Source organism: Mycobacterium sp. HUMS_12744610, assembly GCF_041206865.1.
Taxonomy (GTDB): Bacteria; Actinomycetota; Actinomycetes; order Mycobacteriales; family Mycobacteriaceae; genus Mycobacterium; species Mycobacterium servetii.
Map to the genome: position 1 here is coordinate 1,791,111 of NZ_JBGEDP010000001.1, position 17,420 is coordinate 1,808,530.

The window sequence follows — 17,420 nt, forward strand, 5'->3', positions numbered from 1 at the left end:
ACCTGGCTGTAACCAGTTCTTATTAGCTTCGTGAACCAGATCACCATACATAACTCATGTGACGAGAGTGGCGCAATGGTCAGTTCTGCTCTCAGCCCGAATTCTTAGAGCTGCGGCCCGCGTCGGCTAGTCGGCGTCCCTCGACACCGGCGCCAGCGCGTCGAGTTTCGCTCGCAGCTCGTCCAGCTCGTCACGCAGGTACTCGCGAGTGACGACCTCGCCGATGGCGATGCGCAACGCGGCCAGCTCGCGGGCCAGGAACTCGGTGTCGGCCTTGGTCTGCGCGGCGCGGCGGCGGTCCTCCTCCAGCGCGACCCGGTCGCGGTTCTCCTGACGGTTCTGGGCCAGCAGGATCAGCGGCGCCGCGTAGGCGGCCTGCGTGGAGAAGGCCAGGTTGAGCAGGATGAACGGGTACGGGTCCCAGCGCACCGCCGCCGCGAACAGGTTCACGGCGATCCAGGCGATCACCACGATCGTCTGGATCAGCAGGTAGCGGCCGGTGCCGAAGAACCGCGCGATCGACTCGGTGAGCTGCCCGACGGTCTCGGGGTCCACCCGGGGTGAGTAGCGCCGGGAGGTGCGCGGGGTGTACAGCCCGCGGGGTGCCGGGGTTCTGCTCACGCGGAACCCCCCAACCCTTCGAGCAGGGCCGCGTCCAGTCGCTGCATGTCCACGCGCCAGTCGTGGGGCAGCAGGTGGTCGAGCAGGTCGTCCACGGTGACGGCGCCCAACAGGTGGTTCTGGTCGTCGACCACCGGCCCGCAGACCAGGTTGTAGGCGGCCAGGTAGCGGGTCACGGCGACCAGCGGGGTTTCCGGCGCCAGCGTGAGCAGGTCGCTGTCCACGATGCCGCCGACCAGCTCGGCCGGGGGTTCGCGCAGGAGCCGCTGCAGCGCCACACAGCCCAGGTAGCGGCCGGTGGGGGTGGCCGTGGGCGGGCGGGCCACGAACACCATCGACGACAGGGCCGGGGTGAGGTCGGGATCGCGGACCCGGGCCAGCGCCTCGGCGACCGAGGTGTGCGGGGTCAGCACCACCGGGTCCGACGTCATCAAGCCGCCCGCGGTGTCCGGTGAATGCGTCAGCAGCCGGCGCACCTGGCCGGACTCCCCGGGGTCCATGCGCGTCAGCAACATCTCGGCGTCGGTTGGGCTCAGGGCCCCGAGCAGGTCGGCGGCGTCGTCGGGATCCATCTCTTCGAGCACCTCGGCGGAGCGGTCGGTGCCCAGTTGGGACAGCACGTCGGCCTGATCCGACTCGGGCAACTCCTGCAGGATGTCGGCGAGCCGATCGTTGTCGAGCGCCCTGAGCACCTCGTAGCGCCGCTTGGGTGGCAGCCCGCGGATGGCGTCGGCGACGTCGACCGCCCTGCGCCCCTCGAACTGTTCGAGCAGCTGGGCGACCCCCTGCCCGGGCATCGCCAATGCCGACGGGGTCAGGCCCTGCACGTACTGCCAGTCGACCACGTGCACGGGGCCGCGTCGCCCCATCCGTCGCTGGCCGCGGACAGCGACCCTGCTCACGACCCAGTCCCGGGTTCGGGTTTGTTCGATGCCGAGGTCGGTGATCACGACCTCGAGCCCGGCCAGCTCGGGCAGTGCGGGGTCGCTGACTTTGACCGGGGTGTCGAGCACCTGGCCGATGGCCAGCACCTCACCCGGCCGTTTCTCGAAGTGGCGCAGCGACACGTTGCCGGTGTTGAGCGTGACCGCGCCGGGCTCGATGGCGGTGACCCGCAAGATCGGGATGAAGATGCTGCGGCGGGTGGCCAAGTCCACCACCAGCCCCAGGACGCGCGGTTGCTGGCGGACGATGCTGATGCTGACCACGACGTCGCGGATGCGTCCGAAGTTTTCGCCGAGTGGGCCCAGCACCAGCATCCGCGCGAGCCGCGCGACGTACACCCTGTTGACCGATCCCATAGACGTAGAGCCTAGGCAGCCGGTGGCCGGAGGACGGAGCGCAGTCGTCGACGCTAACGCGCAAGCGTGTTGAGGACGGCGACGGCCACGCCGACCAGCAGCGTGCCGATGCCGATCACGACGCCGGCCACGGCCATACCCTGGCCGCCCTGGCGGGTCTGCCTGATCTGGCTCAGCGCGACCACGCCCAGCACGATGCCCACGATCGGGCCGATGAAACAGCAGAGAAAACCGGTGAGCGACGAGACCAGCGAGGCGACCGCGAGCCCGTTCGTGCCGGGACGGGCGGCGTCGAACGTCCCGTAGCCGCCCCGGTAGTTCGGCAGCGGCGGATAGGCCCCCGGGTACGGAGCGGGCCCGTAGCCGGGCGGTGGTGGCACCGGGGGGTAGGGCGGTGCCGGCTGCCCGTATCCGGGCATGGGTGCCGGCGGCGGTATCGGAGCGGGATAGGGCGCGGGATAGCCGGGCGGTGGATAGTCGGATCCCGGTGGCTCCCAGGGGCCCTGCCGGGTCGGCTCCGCGAAGGCCCCGCCGGGCCGGGACGCATCGGCGTCGTCGTGGGCACTCTCGCCGAAGCCGCCGCCGGGAGCCGTCATGGGTTCAACCTAGCCCATCGGCGGGTGGCCACCGCGGCCCGCGAACGCGCGGGACGTCCGGGCCGGGGGCTCGAGTATTCGCAGGTCGCCGAGGGGTCGCGTCATAGGGTGGGAGGGCCGAAGATGAGACGTGGAAGCGAGAAAGGCCGAGGCGGAGGAGAATGAGCACAAATGACTAGTCCATTCCAGCCTGGACAAGTTCCCGGCGGCACACCCACCGGCGCTCCGGCCGGCCGCCGTGGTGTGCCCGGTTTGCCGACCCCGCCGAAGGGCTGGCCCGTCGGGTCCTATCCCACCTACGCCGAGGCGCAGCGCGCTGTCGACTATCTCTCCGAACAGGACTTCCCCGTCCAGCAGATGACCATCGTCGGGGTCGACCTCATGCAGGTCGAGCGGGTCACCGGGCGGCTGACCTGGCCGAAGGTGCTCGGTGGTGGCGTGCTCAGCGGGGCCTGGCTCGGGTTGTTCATCGGGCTGGTGCTGGGCTTCTTCAGCCCCAATCCGTGGGCGGCGCTGGTCACCGGCCTGGTCGCGGGCGTCTTCTTCGGGCTGATCACGTCCGCGGTTCCGTACGCGATGGCGCGCGGGACGCGCGATTTCAGCTCCACGATGCAACTGGTGGCCGGCCGCTACGACGTGCTCTGCGACCCACAGAACGCGGAGAAGGCGCGGGACCTGTTGGCGCGCCTGGCGATCTGAGCCCGCACGCAGGAACGCGCGAGAGCCGATGAGGGTGAGTCGCCGCCGGCGCCACGGTCGCGTCCGCCGGCTGGGTGCGCTCCTGTTGGCGACAACGAGCGTGGCAGCCTCCGGGTCGGCCTGCGGTTCCGGCGCCCACGGGCTGGTGATCAGCCTGTACACGCCGGCCGGAGACGCGGCGACGTTCACCGCGGTCGCCCACGACTGCACCCAGCGGGCGGGCGGCAGGTTCGCCATCCGGCAGATCAGTCTGCCCCGGGCCCCCGGCGAGCAGCGCCTGCAGCTGGCCCGACGGCTGACCGGGCACGACCGCACACTGGACGTGATGGCGATGGACGTGGTGTGGACCGCGGAGTTCGCCGAGGCGGGCTGGGCGCTGCCGTTGTCCGACGACCCCGCCGGGCTGGCCGAGTCCGACGCCACCTCCGATACCCTGCCGGGACCACTTGAGACCGCCCGCTGGAAGGGCCGGCTGTACGGGGCACCGGTCGTCACCAACACGGAACTGCTCTGGTATCGCGCGGATCTGGTGAAGCAACCGCCCCACGACTGGAACGCGATGATTGCCGAGGCCGCCGCGTTGCGGGCCGCGGGCCGGCCCAGCTGGATCGCCGTGCAGGCCAACCAGAACGAGGGTCTGGTGGTGTGGTTCAACACGCTGCTGGTCAGCGGCGGCGGCCGGGTCCTCTCCGAGGACGGCCACCACGTCACCCTGACCGACACGCCCGCGCACCGGGCCGCCACGGTCAGCGCGCTGCGCATCCTCAAGTCGGTGGCCACCGCCCCGGGAGCCGACCCGTCGATCACCCGCAGCGACGAGGGCACCGCCCGGCTGGCGCTCGAACAGGGCAGGGCCGCACTGGAGATCAACTGGCCCTATGTGCTGGCCTCCATGTTGGAGAACGCGGTGAAGGGCGGGGTGAGCTTCCTGCCGCTCAACGAGGACCCCGCGTTGGCCGGCGCCATCAACCAGTTCGGCGCCTTCGTCCCCGACGACGAGCAATTCCGCATCGCCTACGACGCCAGCACGAAGGTCTTCGGGTTCGCGCCGTACCCCGGTGTGGCGCCCGGCCGGCCGGCCAGGGTGACCATCGGGGCGAACCTGGCGGTGGCCAGCACCACCCGCCACCGCGCCGAGGCCTTCGAGGCCGTGCGCTGCCTGCGCAGCATGCAGAGCCAGAAGTACGTCTCGATCGAAGGGGGCCTGCCCCCGGTGCGCGTCTCGCTGTACTCCGACCCGCAGTTCCAGGCCAAGTACCCGATGTACGCCATCATCCGCCAGCAGCTCACCGACGCCGCGGTGCGGCCGGCGACGCCGGACTACCAGGCGGTGGCGATCCGGCTCGCGGCCACGCTGAGCCCGATCACCGACATCGACCCCGAGCGCACGGCCGACGAACTCACCCGGCAGGTGCGAAAGGCCATCCACGGGGAGGGGCTGCTGCCGTGACGCGCCGCGACGATGCAGAGCGCAGTGATGAGGAGGAGCGGCGCCATATGACGCGCCGCGACGATGCAGAGCGCAGTGATGAGGAGGAGCGGCGCCATATGACCCGCCGCGACGATGCAGAGCGCAGTGATGAGGAGGAGCGGCCCCATATGACCCGCCGCGACGATGCAGAGCGCAGTGATGAGGAGAAGCGGCGGCGCCACTTGACCCCCCGGGACGAGCGGCGACTGGCGTTCGCGCTGGTGGCGCCCGCGGCGACGCTCATGCTGGCCGTGACGGCCTACCCAATCTGCTACGCGGTATGGCTGAGCCTGCAACGGAACAGCCTGACCACCCCGGAGGACACCGCGTTCGTCGGCCTGGGCAACTACCAGACCATCCTGACCGACCGGTACTGGTGGACCGCGTTGACGGTGACGCTGGCGATCACGGTGGTTTCGGTGTCGATCGAGTTCGCCCTCGGCCTGGCGCTGGCGCTGGTGATGCACCGCACCCTCGTCGGCAGGGACCTGGTGCGCACCGCGGTGCTCATCCCGTACGGGATCGTCACCGTCGCCGCTTCCTACAGCTGGTACTACGCCTGGACGCCGGGCACCGGCTATTTGGCCGGCCTGTTGCCGCACGACGCGGCTCCGCTGACCGAGCAGATCCCGTCGCTGGGCATCGTCGTCCTCGCCGAGGTGTGGAAGACCACGCCGTTCATGTCGCTGCTGCTGCTGGCCGGGTTGGCGCTGGTCCCCGAGGACCTGCTGAAGGCCGCGCAGGTCGACGGGGCGGGCGCCTGGCGGCGGCTGACCCGCGTCATCCTGCCGATCATCAAGCCCGCCGTGGTGGTCGCCCTGTTGTTCCGGACGCTGGACGCCTTCCGCATCTTCGACAACATCTACGTGCTGACCGAGGGCGCCAACGGCACCGAATCCGTGTCGATCCTGGGCTACGACAACCTGTTCAAGGGTTTCAACGTCGGGCTGGGGTCGGCGATCAGCGTGCTGATCTTCTGCTGCGTGGGCGTCATCGCGCTGGTCTTCATCAAGGTGTTCGGCGTCGCGGCACCCGGTGGTGACGTCCATGCCGGCTGAACCCGGAGACCGGCGGCGCACCGCGGCGTGGGCCGTCATCGACACCGTGGTGGTGGTGTACGCGCTGCTTCCTGTCCTGTGGATCTTGAGCCTGTCGCTCAAGCCGACGTCAACGGTCAAGGACGGCAAGCTGATTCCGTCATCGCCGACTCTGGACAACTACCGCGGCATCTTCCGGGGCGACTTCTTCTCCTCGGCGCTGGTCAATTCGGTCGGCGTCGGCCTGATCACCACACTGATCGCGGTGTTGTTGGGCGCGATGGCGGCCTACGCGATTGCCCGGCTGGACTTTCCGGGCAAGCGCCTGCTCGTCGGCGCCACCCTGCTGATCACGATGTTCCCGGCGATCTCGCTGGTCACTCCGTTGTTCAACATCGAGCGCTTCACCGGACTGTTCGACACCTGGCCGGGGTTGATCCTGCCGTACACCACGTTCGCGCTGCCGCTTGCCATCTACACCCTGTCCGCGTTCTTCCGGGAGATCCCGTGGGACCTGGAGAAGGCCGCCGAGATGGACGGCGCGACGCCGGCGCAGGCGTTCCGGAAGGTGATCGTCCCGCTGGCGGCGCCCGGGGTGGTGACGGCGGCGATCCTGGTGTTCATCTTCGCTTGGAACGACCTGCTGCTGGCGCTGTCGCTGACCGCGACCAAGGCCGCGATCACCGCGCCCGTGGCGATCGTGAACTTCTCGGGCAGTTCGCAATTCGAGGAGCCAACCGGTTCGATCGCAGCCGGTGCCATCGTGATCACCGTCCCCGTCGTCGTCTTTGTTTTAATCTTCCAGAGGCGAATTGTCGCCGGTTTGACCTCTGGCGCCGTGAAGGGATGACGTGATGGCCGAGATCGTGCTCGAGCACGTCAGCAAGAGCTACCCGGACGGCGCGACGGCCGTGCGGGACCTGAGCATCACGATCGCCGACGGCGAATTCCTGATCCTGGTCGGCCCTTCGGGCTGCGGCAAGACCACGACGCTGAATATGATTGCCGGGCTTGAAAACATCTCCTCTGGTGAGCTGCGGATCGGCGGGCAGCGGATGAACGAGAAGGCGCCCAGGGACCGCGACATCGCCATGGTGTTCCAGTCGTACGCGCTGTACCCGCACATGACCGTGCGTCAGAACATCGCGTTCCCGTTGACCCTGGCGAAGATGAAGAAGGCCGAGATCGCCCAGAAGGTCGAGGAAACAGCCAAAACCCTTGACCTGACGGAGTTTCTGGACCGCAAGCCCGCCCAACTGTCGGGGGGTCAGCGGCAGCGGGTCGCGATGGGCCGGGCGATCGTGCGTCATCCCAAGGCCTTTTTGATGGACGAGCCGCTGTCCAACCTCGATGCCAAACTGCGGGTGCAGATGCGCGGTGAGATCGCCCGGCTCCAGAAGAGGCTGGGCACCTCCACCGTCTACGTCACCCACGACCAGACCGAGGCCATGACCCTCGGTGACCGGGTGGTGGTGATGCACGGCGGTGTCGCGCAGCAGATCGGTACGCCCGACGAGCTCTACGAGCGCCCCGCCAACCTTTTCGTCGCGGGTTTCATCGGCTCTCCGGCGATGAATTTCTTCCCCGCGAAGCTGACGCCGTTCGGGCTGACGCTGCCCTTCGGCGAAGTGATGCTCGACTCGGAGGTCCAGCAGGCGATCGCTCAGCATCCGAAGCCGGAGAACGTCATCGTCGGCGTGCGGCCCGAGCATCTCACCGACGCCGCCCTGATCGACGGCTACCAGCGCATCAGGGCGCTGACCTTCGAGGTGAAGGTCGACCTGGTCGAGTCGCTGGGCGCCGACAAGTACGTGTACTTCACCGCGGCGGGCTGCGCGGTGCATTCCCTGCAACTCGACGAGTTGGCCGAGGACGCAGATTGGCACGAGAACCAGTTCGTGGCAAGGGTTCCCGCAGAGTCCAAGGCTCGCATCGGGCAGTCGGTCGAGTTGGCATTCGACACCGCCAAACTCGCCGTCTTCGACGCCGACTCCGGGGCCAACCTCACCGTCGCGCCCGCCGGTGGGCAGTGACAGAGATCCTGGACCGGGTGCGTGCGCACCTGAGTGCCCACTTCGCGGGCTTATCCATGAGTGGGGAGCCCGCCGTGGCGCGCGTGACATTTCTGGGCGCCGAACCCGTGGAGGTGCTGCGATTTCGACGCGGGACCAGCGAATTGGTGCACTACGTGACGCTGGGTTGCTCGCGGCGACCGATGGGGGAGCCGGCCGAGGCCGTCACCGAGCAGGTGCGCGGCCCGCGCGCCGAAGTCGTGCTGTGCCTGCGCGATCCGGGTCCGGCCACCGGAATCGCCCGCAGCCTGGCGATTCTGGCGGCCACCCCGGCCGTCGAGGGGGTGGTGCTGGTGCCCGACGCGCTGATCGATCTGGGCGCGCCGCTGTGGGCGCGGAATTCGGTGAGCGCACCGTTCACCGCGGTCCTGTTGGGCCGCAGCGAGATCACGGATCTCGAGCTGGACCCGCCGTGCGACCCGGTGGTCTTCCTGTCGGCGACCCCCATCACGGCCACGGAGGCCGCCTGGGTGCGCCTGAAGGGTGCAGAGGCCATGCGGCGGGCGTGGGACACCGACGATGTCGACGTGCTGGATCCGAATCGCCCCGCCGCGCAGCCGAAGTGAGCCCGGCGCGCTAGAGCCAGCCCCGCTTGCGGAAGGCGCGGTACAACAAGAAGCACACGAGGAACATCCCGCTCAGCACCGCGGGGTAGCCCCACTCCGCGTGCAACTCGGGCATGTCGGCGAAGTTCATCCCGTAGATCCCGGCGACCATCGTGGGCACCGCGAGGATGCCCGCAATAGCCGAGATCTTGCGCATGTCGCTGTTCTGCTGCATGCCCACGCGGGCCAGCGCGGCCTGCACCAGCGAGTTGAGCATGTCGTCGTAGGCGCTGATCTGGTCCGCGGCCTCCGTCTGGTGGTCGGCGACGTCGCGCAGGTAGCGCCGCACCTCCTTGGAGATCAGGTCCTTGTTTTCGTTCTGCATCCGCGAGAACGCGGTGGACAGCGGGCTCACGCACCGGCGCAGCTCGACGACCTCGCGCTTGAGCAGATAGATGGGCTCCACGTCGAGCGTGCGGCCCGGCGAGAACGCCACCTCCTCGATGGCGTCGATGTCGACCTCCATCAGGCGCGTCACGCCGAGGTAGTGATCCACCACGTAGTCGGCGATGGCGTGCATCACCGCGTAGGGCCCCAACCGCAGATGCTCTGGGTCGGCGTCCATCCGCTTGCGCACATCGGCCAGCCCGCTGTGCTCGCCGTGGCGCACCGTGACGACGAACCCCTTGCCGACGAAGATCATGATCTCGCCGGTTTCCACGATCTGCCGGGCCAGCACTACCGATTCGTGCTCGACGTAGTTCACCGTCTTCAGCACGAGGAACAGCGTCTCGTCGTAGCGCTCCAGCTTGGGCCGCTGGTGGGCGTGCACGGCGTCCTCGACCGCCAGCGGATGCAGCCCGAACACGTCGGCCACCTCCTGCATGTGCTCGACGTCGGGTTCGTGCAACCCGATCCAGACGAACGCCTCGTGGTCGACGAGCTCGACCTCGCGCACCTTGTCCAGCGCGTCGGCGTAGCCGTATCTGCCGGGCAACCGGTGGCCGTCGACGTAGACGCCGCAGTCGACCAGGGGAGCGCCGCGGCCCGGTTCGGGGTGCACGTGATGCTGGTAGACGCGGGGCTGCGGCTTGGCGATCGGCCGCAAAGCTTCAGGTAATGCGTCGAATCCCTCGAACACATTTACCTCCGATCGCAGCGCAGGTCTGACCGGCGGTGCTTCATGCTACGCGTGTTCCGGCTCTTCAGCGCGACATCCGGGTGCGGGGATTGGGCGCCGGGCGCGGTGCGATAGTTTCGACCTGAAACCTGAACCGCAAGACCTTCTCCTCAAGGAGTAAACCGACGTGAGCGCAAGTCCTTTCAAGGTCGCCGTCACCGGCGCCGCCGGCCAGATCGGCTACAGCCTGTTGTTCCGCCTGGCCAGCGGTTCGCTGCTGGGTCCCGATCGCCCGATCGAGCTGCGCCTGCTCGAGATCGAGCCCGCACTCAAGGCGCTCGAGGGCGTCGTGATGGAACTCGACGACTGCGCCTTCCCGCTACTGGCGGGCATCGAGACCGGTTCGGACGCCAACAAGATCTTCGACGGCGCGAACCTGGCGCTGCTGGTCGGCGCCCGCCCGCGCGGCCCGGGCATGGAGCGCAGCGACCTGCTCGAGGCCAACGGGGCGATCTTCACCGCGCAGGGCAAGGCCCTCAACTCGGTGGCGGCCGACGACATCCGCGTCCTGATCACCGGCAACCCGGCCAACACCAACGGCCTGATCGCGATGAGCAACGCCCCGGACATCCCGCGCGAGCGGTTCACCGCGCTGACCCGCCTCGACCACAACCGGGCGCTGACGCAGCTGGCCAAGAAGGCCGGCGTCGCGGTCACCGACATCAAGAAGATGACGATTTGGGGCAACCACTCGGCCACCCAGTACCCCGACCTGTTCCACGCCGAGATCAACGGCAAGAACGCGGCCCAGGTCGTGGGCGACCAGGCCTGGATCGAGAACGACTTCATCCCGACCGTCGCCAAGCGTGGCGCGGCCGTCATCGACGCCCGCGGCGCCTCCTCGGCGGCCTCGGCCGCGTCGGCCACCGTCGACGCGGCCCGCGACTGGCTGCTGGGCTCGCCGGAGGGTGACTGGGTTTCGATGTCGGTGCTCTCCGATGGTTCCTACGGCGTGCCGGAGGGCCTGATGTCGTCGTTCCCGGTGACCACCAAGGACGGCAACTGGTCGATCGTCACCGGCCTCGAAATCGACGACTTCTCCCGTGCCCGCATCGACAAGACGACCGCGGAGCTGGCCGACGAGCGCAAGGCGGTCACGGAGCTGGGCCTGATCTGAGGCCGGCCAGCGAGGCGCCGATTAGGTCTACTAATCGGTAATTCAGTACCCTGGGCGCGTGCCGGAACACGAGCATTCCCCGATCGTCATCCACGACGAGGAGATCTTCGAGGCGCACGCGGGCGGAAAGCTTTCCGTGGCGCTGAACGCCCCGCTGGACACCCAGCGCGCCCTGTCGATCGCCTACACCCCAGGGGTGGCGCAGGTCAGCCGGGCGATCGCGACCGATCACACGCTGGCCGCGCGCTACACGTGGGCGAACCGGCTGGTGGCGGTGGTCAGCGACGGCAGCGCGGTGCTGGGCCTGGGCGACATCGGGCCCGCGGCGTCGCTGCCGGTGATGGAGGGCAAGTGCGCCCTGTTCCGGGCGTACGGCGGGCTCAACGCCATCCCGGTGGTGCTGGACACCAAGGATCCCGACGAGATCGTCGAGACGCTGGTGCGGCTGCGCCCGACGTTCGGCGCGGTCAACCTCGAGGACATCTCCGCGCCGCGCTGCTTCGACATCGAGCGCCGCCTCGTCGAGGCCCTGGACTGCCCGGTCATGCACGACGACCAGCACGGCACCGCGATCGTCGTGCTGGCCGCGCTGATGGGCGCGACCAAGCTGCTCGGCCGCGACATGTCCTCGCTGCGGGTCGCGGTCTCCGGGGCCGGAGCCGCGGGCGTCGCGTGCACCAACCTGCTCATGGCGATGGGCGTGTCGGACATCACCGTGCTGGACTCGCGCGGCATCCTGCACACCGGCCGTGACGACATGAACAGCGCCAAGGTCGGTCTGGCTCAGCGCACCAACCCGAGCGGTCTGACCGGCGGCATGGTCGAGGCCCTCGCCGGCGCGGACATGTTCCTCGGGGTGTCGGGCGGTCTCGTTCCCGAGGAGCTGATCGCCACGATGGCGCCCGACGGGATCGTGTTCGCGCTGTCCAACCCCGACCCCGAGATCCATCCCGAGGTCGCGGCCCGGCACGCGGCGGTGGTGGCCACCGGGCGCAGCGACTTCCCCAACCAGATCAACAACGTGCTGGCCTTCCCGGGAGTGTTCCGCGGCGCGCTGGACGCCAAGGCCGGCCGGATCACCGAGAAGATGATGGTCGCTGCCGCCGAGGCGATCTTCTCCGTGGTCAGCGACGACCTGGCCCCCGACCGGATCGTCCCGAGTCCGCTGGACCTGCGCGTCGGGGAAGCTGTGGCCAAGGCGGTGGCCATCGCCGCGGACACCGCAGCCCGCACGGGGTGAGTGTCGGCAGGCTGGCGGCGCTGCTGCTCGCCGCCCTGCTGGTGGTCGCCGGCTGCGGCAGCGACGACCACCGCGCCACCCCGCTGGTCGTCGGATCCCGCCCCGACCCCGAGTCGACGCTGCTGGCCGCCCTCTACGTGGCGGCGCTGCGGTCCTACGGCTTCGCGGCGGACGCGCGCACCGGCGCCGACCCGATGGCACAGCTGGACTCCGGCGCGTTCCTCGTCGTCCCCGCCTTTACCGGCCGGACGCTGCACGCGTTGCAACCGGACGCTCCGGCGCTCTCCGACAAGCAGGTGTACCGGGCCATGGTCGCCGCCCTGCCCGAGGGCATCGCCGCCGGTGACTACACGACGGCCGCGGAGGACAAACCCGTCGTGCTGGTCACCGGGGCCACCGCCCGGGCGTGGGGCGGCAGTGACACCGGCGCCGAGCTCGCCGCTCTGCCCAAACATTGCGCCGGGCTCGTCCTCGGGGCGGTTTCCGGGCGCCGCACACCCCCGTCGGTCGGCTCCTGCAAGCTCCCCGCCGCGCGCGAATTCCCCGACGATGCAACGATGTTCGCCGCGCTGCGGGATGCGCGGCTGACGGCGGCGTGGGCCACCACCGCCGACCCAAGCATTCCCCCCGACCTGGTCGCGCTGGCCGACGGCAAGCCCGCGCTGATCCGCGCCGAGAACGTCGTGCCGCTGTACCGCCGTAACGCCTTGAGCGAACGCCAGTTGCTGGCGGTCAACGAAGTGGCCGGAGTGCTCGACACCGCGGCGCTGGCCGGGATGCGCCGCCAGGTCGCAGGCGGTGCCGATCCGCAGGCCGTGGCCGGGGGATGGCTGGCCGAACACCCGCTGGGCCGTTAGCGCGTGGGGGGCAGCATCCGGCGCATCACCGGGCTGAACAGCTGCTGGTAGCCCGACCCGGTCAGCCGCACCAGGATGTCGAGCACCTTGGCGTCGCCGCCGACCAGCACCCGGGCCTTGTTCTTGCGCACCGCGTCCAGGATGATCTCGGCGGCCCGCTGCGGGCTGGTCCGCGCCATCTGCTTGTCGAACGTCCTGGCCAGTTCGTCACGGTCGAGCCCCTCGGCGGCGGTGGCATTGCGCGCGATCGCGGTCTTGATGCCGCCGGGATGAACCGTGGTCACGCCCACCGGGCGACCCGCCAGGATCATCTCCTGCCGCAGCGCCTCGGTGAAGCCGCGGACGGCGAACTTGGCGGAGTTGTAGGCGGCCTGCCCCGGCACCGAGAACAGCCCGAACACGCTCGAGATGTTGACGACGTGCCCGTCGCCGGAGGCGATCAGGTGCGGGAGGAACGCCTTGGTCCCGTTGACGACGCCCCAGTAGTCGACGTCCATCACCCGTTCGATGTCCTTGAACTGGCTGACCTCGATGTCGCCGCTGAAGGCGATGCCGGCGTTGTTATAGATCTGGTTGACCTTGCCGAAGTGCTCGGCGACGGCGTCGGCGTAGGCCAGGAACGCCTCGCGCTCGGTGACGTCGAGCCGGTCGGACTTGACCGCGGCCCCGAGCGCCTTGACCTGCTGCTCGGTTTCGGCCAGTCCGTCCACGTCGACGTCGCTGATCGCCAGCTTGGCGCCCGAGCGGGCCAACTCGATGGCCAGCGCCCGGCCGATACCCGAACCCGCGCCGGTGACCACGGCGACTTTTCCGGCGAACCCTTGCATGTGCACTCCTCTTGGCCGGCCACGTCCGGGCCGAGCGTGTCGAGGCTAGACGGTACCCCGGGTAACGGGTGCGTGCGGGAGCGGCCGCCCTATCCGAACGCGGTGTCGATGATCTCCTGCTGCTCGACCGCGTGTACCTTAGACGAGCCCGAGGACGGGGCCGACATCGCGCGGCGCGAGATGCGCTTGAGCCCGGTCAGCTTGTCGGGCAGCAACTCCGGCAGCTCCAGGCCGAAGCGCGGCCACGCGCCCTGGTTGGCCGGCTCCTCCTGAACCCAGAAGAACTCGCGGGCCTCCGGGTAGCGGTCCAGCGTCTCGCGCAGGCGGCGCATCGGCAGCGGGGCGAGCTGTTCGATGCGCACGATCGCCACGTCGTCGCGGTTGTCCTTGGCCTTGCGCGCCGCCAGTTCGTAGTACAGCTTGCCCGCGGTTAGCAGGATTCTGGTGACCTTGCCTCGGTCGCCGATGCCGTCCTCGTAGGTGGGTTCCTCGAGCACCGAGCGGAACTTGATCTCGGTGAAGTCCTTGACGTCGCTGACCGCGGCCTTGTTGCGCAGCATCGACTTGGGCGTGAACACGATCAGCGGGCGGCGGACACCGTCGAGGGCGTGGCGGCGCAGCAGGTGGAAGTAGTTGGACGGCGTCGAGGGCATCGCGATGGTCATCGAGCCCTCCGCCCACAGCTGCAGGAAGCGCTCGACCCGCCCCGACGTGTGGTCCGGGCCCTGCCCCTCGTGGCCGTGCGGCAGCAGCAGCACCACGTTGGACAACTGCCCCCACTTGGCCTCACCGGAGCTGATGAACTCGTCGATGATCGACTGCGCGCCGTTGACGAAGTCGCCGAACTGCGCCTCCCACAACACCAGGGCGTCGGGGTTGCCGACGGTGTAGCCGTACTCGAAGCCCACCGCCGCGTACTCCGAGAGCGGTGAGTCGTACACGAGGAACTTCCCGCCGGTGGGGGTGCCGTCGGGGTTGGTGGCCAGCAACTGCAGCGGGGTGAACTCCTCGCCGGTCTGGCGGTCGAAGATCACCGAATGCCGCTGCGAGAACGTGCCGCGGCGGGTGTCCTGCCCGGACAGCCGCACCAGCTTGCCGTCGGCCACCAGCGAACCCAGCGCCAGCAGCTCGCCGAAGGCCCAGTCGATCTTGCCCTCATACGCCATCTCCCGGCGCCTCTCCAGCACCGGCTGCACTCTCGGGTGCGGGGTGAACCCATCGGGCAGCGCCAGGAACGCGTCGCCGATGCGGGCCAGCAGGGCTTTGTCCACCCCGGTGGACAGCCCCGCGGGGATCATCTGGTCGGCCTCCACCGACTCGCTGGGTCGCGCGCCGTGCTTCTCCAGCTCCCGCACCTCGGTGAAGACCCGTTCCAGCTGGCCCTGGTAGTCGCGCAGCGCGTCCTCGGCCTCCTTCATCGAGATGTCGCCGCGGCCGATCAGCGCCTCGGTGTAGCTCTTGCGGACCCCGCGCTTGGTGTCGACGACGTCGTACATGGCCGGGTTGGTCATCGACGGGTCGTCACCCTCGTTGTGTCCGCGCCGGCGGTAGCACAGCATGTCGATGACGACGTCCTTGTTGAACTTCTGGCGGAAGTCCACGGCCAGCTTGGCCACCCACACGCAGGCCTCCGGGTCGTCGCCGTTGACGTGGAAGATCGGCGCCCCGATCATCTTGGCGACGTCGGTGCAGTACTCGCTGGAACGCGAGTACTCCGGCGCGGTGGTGAAGCCGATCTGGTTGTTGACGATGATGTGGACGGTGCCGCCGACGCGGTAGCCGGGCAGGTTGGCCATGTTCAGCACTTCGGCGACGATGCCCTGCCCGGCGAACGCGGCGTCGCCGTGCACCATCAGCGGCACCACCGAGAATCCGTCGCTGCCTTCTTCATCGTCGGCGAGCAGGTCCTGCTTGGCCCGGACCAGACCCTCCAGCACCGGGTCCACGGCCTCCAGGTGCGACGGGTTGGCGGTCAGCGACACCTGAATGTCGTTGTCGCCGAACATCTGTAGGTACACGCCGGTGGCGCCGAGGTGATACTTGACGTCACCGGAGCCGTGCGTCATCGCCGGGTTGAGGTTGCCCTCGAACTCGGTGAAGATCTGTTTGTACGGTTTGCCGACGATGTTGGCCAGCACGTTGAGCCGGCCCCGGTGCGGCATCCCGATGACCACCTCATTCAGGCCGTGCTCGGCGCACTGGTCGATCGCCGCGTCCATCATCGGGATCACGCTTTCGGCGCCTTCCAGCGAGAACCGTTTCTGCCCAACGTATTTGGTCTGCAGGAACGTCTCGAACGCCTCGGCGGCGTTCAGCTTGCTCAGGATGTACTTCTGTTCGGCGACGGTCGGTTTGACGTGCTTGGTCTCGATCCGCTCTTGCAGCCACTCCTGTTGTTCGGGCTCGAGGATGTGGGTGTACTCCACGCCGACGTGGCGGCAGTAGGCGTCGCGCAGCAGGCCGAGCACGTCGCGCAGCTTCTTGTACTCCGACCCGGCGAATCCGTTGACCTTGAACACCCGGTCGAGGTCCCACAGCGTCAGGCCGTGGTTGAGGATCTCGAGGTCGGGGTGACTGCGGAACCGGCTGCTGTCCAACCGCAGCGGGTCGATGTCGGCCATCAGGTGGCCGCGGTTGCGGTAGGCCGCGATCAGCTCGATGACTCGCGCGGTCTTGTCGACGATGGAGTCCGGGTTGTCGGTGCTCCAGCGCACCGGCAGGTAGGGGATGGAAAGTTCGCGGAAGATCTCGTCCCAGAAGCCGTCCGACAGGAGCATCTCGTGGATCGCGCGCAGGAAGTCGCCCGATTCGGCGCCCTGGATGATGCGGTGGTCGTAGGTCGAGGTCAGGGTGATCAGTTTGCCGATACCGAGCTCGGCGATGCGCTCGTCGCTGGCGCCCTGGAACTCGGCCGGGTACTCCATGGCGCCGACGCCGATGATGGCGCCCTGGCCGGCCATCAGCCGGGGCACCGAGTGCACCGTGCCGATCGTGCCGGGGTTGGTCAGCGAAATCGTCACGCCGGCAAAGTCTTCGGCGGTCAACTTGCCGTCGCGGGCGCGCCGCACGATGTCCTCGTAGGCGGTGACGAACTGGGCGAAGCGCAGTCGCTCGCAACCCTTGATGCCCGCGACCACCAGGGAGCGCTTGCCGTCCTTGCCCTGCAGGTCGATCGCCAGCCCCAGGTTGGTGTGGGCCGGGGTGACGGCGGTCGGCTTGCCGCCGACCTCGGCGTAGTGCCGGTTCATGTTCGGGAACTGCTTGATCGCCTGCACCAGCGCGTAGCCCAGCAGGTGGGTGAAGGAGATCTTGCCGCCGCGGGTGCGCTTGAGCTGGTTGTTGATGACGATGCGGTTGTCGATGAGCAGCTTGGCCGGCACCGCCCGCACGCTGGTCGCGGTCGGCACCTCCAGCGAGGCGGACATGTTCTTGACGACGGCCGCGGCGGCGCCGCGCAGCACCTGGACCTCGTCGCCCTCGGCGGTAGGGGCGGCGGCCTTGGCCGGTGGCTTGGCGGGCGGTGCGGACGGTGCCGCGGCACCGTTGCCCGCGGCGGGGCTTTCGGCCTGTGGCGCGGGTTTTGCCGACGGGGCGGGGACGGCCCGGGCTCGCCGGTGGTCTTCGGGGGGCTCGCGGGCGTGCCGACGGCAGGCTCGGGGTTGTAGTCGACGAGGAATTCGTGCCAGCTCGGATCCACCGACGAGGGGTCCTCGCGGAACTTGCGGTACATCTCCTCGACCAGCCATTCGTTCTGCCCGAATGGCGATATGTTGCTCACGGCCGCTTCTCGCCTCGATCCTTTTGCCGTGCAGGCCCTGGGATCTCGATTCCTCAACACCTGCGACTTTGCGCGTCCC

General features: G+C 68.9%; 14 protein-coding genes and 1 pseudogene. 9 read left to right on the forward strand and 6 right to left on the reverse strand.

What is annotated here, in order from left to right:
* Positions 1–126: 126 nt before the first annotated feature.
* From AB8998_RS08935 to AB8998_RS08945, 3 genes are read right to left on the reverse strand one after another with little or no spacing between them, the layout of a single operon-like run.
* Entirely contained in the window at positions 127–621 is a 495-nt protein-coding gene (locus AB8998_RS08935; protein WP_369737556.1) for a DUF1003 domain-containing protein, read from the reverse strand.
* A complete protein-coding gene (locus AB8998_RS08940) occupies positions 618–1,922 on the reverse strand; it encodes a magnesium transporter MgtE N-terminal domain-containing protein (RefSeq protein ID WP_369737557.1) in 1,305 nt (434 codons plus the stop codon). The genes AB8998_RS08935 and AB8998_RS08940 overlap by 4 nt, the downstream gene beginning before the upstream one ends.
* A 53-nt stretch (positions 1,923–1,975) precedes the next feature.
* The gene (locus tag AB8998_RS08945; protein WP_369737558.1) at positions 1,976–2,518 is read right to left on the reverse strand and encodes a DUF4190 domain-containing protein; all 543 of its coding nucleotides are present in this window, start codon (positions 2,516–2,518) and stop codon (positions 1,976–1,978) included.
* 171 nt (positions 2,519–2,689) lie between these two features.
* Between AB8998_RS08945 and AB8998_RS08950 the strand changes: the two genes are divergently transcribed.
* From AB8998_RS08950 to AB8998_RS08975, 6 genes are read left to right on the forward strand one after another with little or no spacing between them, the layout of a single operon-like run.
* Positions 2,690–3,217, forward strand: coding sequence for a YflT domain-containing protein (locus AB8998_RS08950; protein ID WP_369737559.1), 528 nt, complete (start codon positions 2,690–2,692; stop codon positions 3,215–3,217).
* A gap of 28 nt (positions 3,218–3,245) precedes the next feature.
* Complete coding sequence (locus tag AB8998_RS08955) at positions 3,246–4,667, forward strand: extracellular solute-binding protein (RefSeq protein WP_369737560.1); 1,422 nt, start codon at positions 3,246–3,248, stop codon at positions 4,665–4,667.
* A 47-nt stretch (positions 4,668–4,714) separates the two neighbouring features.
* On the forward strand, positions 4,715–5,746 hold the full coding sequence (locus tag AB8998_RS08960) for a carbohydrate ABC transporter permease (RefSeq protein ID WP_369737561.1): 1,032 nt from the start codon (positions 4,715–4,717) through the stop codon (positions 5,744–5,746).
* Entirely contained in the window at positions 5,736–6,575 is an 840-nt protein-coding gene (locus AB8998_RS08965; protein WP_369737562.1) for a carbohydrate ABC transporter permease, read from the forward strand. Before AB8998_RS08960 ends, AB8998_RS08965 begins: the two co-directional genes overlap by 11 nt.
* 4 nt (positions 6,576–6,579) lie before the next feature.
* Positions 6,580–7,758 carry an ABC transporter ATP-binding protein gene (locus AB8998_RS08970; RefSeq protein WP_369737563.1) on the forward strand — a complete coding sequence of 393 codons (1,179 nt, stop codon included), beginning with the start codon at positions 6,580–6,582 and terminating at the stop codon, positions 7,756–7,758.
* A 56-nt stretch (positions 7,759–7,814) separates the two neighbouring features.
* Positions 7,815–8,363: a suppressor of fused domain protein gene (locus AB8998_RS08975; RefSeq protein ID WP_369741485.1), complete on the forward strand. Its 549-nt coding sequence runs from the start codon at positions 7,815–7,817 to the stop codon at positions 8,361–8,363.
* A 10-nt stretch (positions 8,364–8,373) separates the two neighbouring features.
* Here the strand turns inward: AB8998_RS08975 and corA are convergent, their stop codons facing one another.
* On the reverse strand, positions 8,374–9,483 hold the full coding sequence (corA, locus tag AB8998_RS08980; protein WP_369737564.1) for a magnesium/cobalt transporter CorA: 1,110 nt from the start codon (positions 9,481–9,483) through the stop codon (positions 8,374–8,376).
* A gap of 166 nt (positions 9,484–9,649) precedes the next feature.
* Between corA and AB8998_RS08985 the strand changes: the two genes are divergently transcribed.
* From AB8998_RS08985 to AB8998_RS08995, 3 genes are read left to right on the forward strand one after another with little or no spacing between them, the layout of a single operon-like run.
* The gene (locus AB8998_RS08985) at positions 9,650–10,639 is read left to right on the forward strand and encodes a malate dehydrogenase (protein WP_369737565.1); all 990 of its coding nucleotides are present in this window, start codon (positions 9,650–9,652) and stop codon (positions 10,637–10,639) included.
* Positions 10,640–10,697: 58 nt separating this feature from the next.
* A complete protein-coding gene (locus AB8998_RS08990) occupies positions 10,698–11,879 on the forward strand; it encodes an NAD(P)-dependent malic enzyme (RefSeq protein WP_369737566.1) in 1,182 nt (393 codons plus the stop codon).
* On the forward strand, positions 11,876–12,736 hold the full coding sequence (locus AB8998_RS08995) for a glycine betaine ABC transporter substrate-binding protein (protein ID WP_369737567.1): 861 nt from the start codon (positions 11,876–11,878) through the stop codon (positions 12,734–12,736). The genes AB8998_RS08990 and AB8998_RS08995 overlap by 4 nt, the downstream gene beginning before the upstream one ends.
* Here AB8998_RS08995 and AB8998_RS09000 read toward each other — a convergent pair.
* Together AB8998_RS09000 and AB8998_RS09005 are read right to left on the reverse strand one after the other, a co-directional pair.
* On the reverse strand, positions 12,733–13,563 hold the full coding sequence (locus tag AB8998_RS09000) for an SDR family NAD(P)-dependent oxidoreductase (protein ID WP_369737568.1): 831 nt from the start codon (positions 13,561–13,563) through the stop codon (positions 12,733–12,735). The two genes, AB8998_RS08995 and AB8998_RS09000, sit on opposite strands and share 4 nt — an antisense overlap.
* An 89-nt stretch (positions 13,564–13,652) precedes the next feature.
* Positions 13,653–17,341: pseudogene (locus AB8998_RS09005) on the reverse strand (multifunctional oxoglutarate decarboxylase/oxoglutarate dehydrogenase thiamine pyrophosphate-binding subunit/dihydrolipoyllysine-residue succinyltransferase subunit).
* Positions 17,342–17,420: the final 79 nt, after the last annotated feature.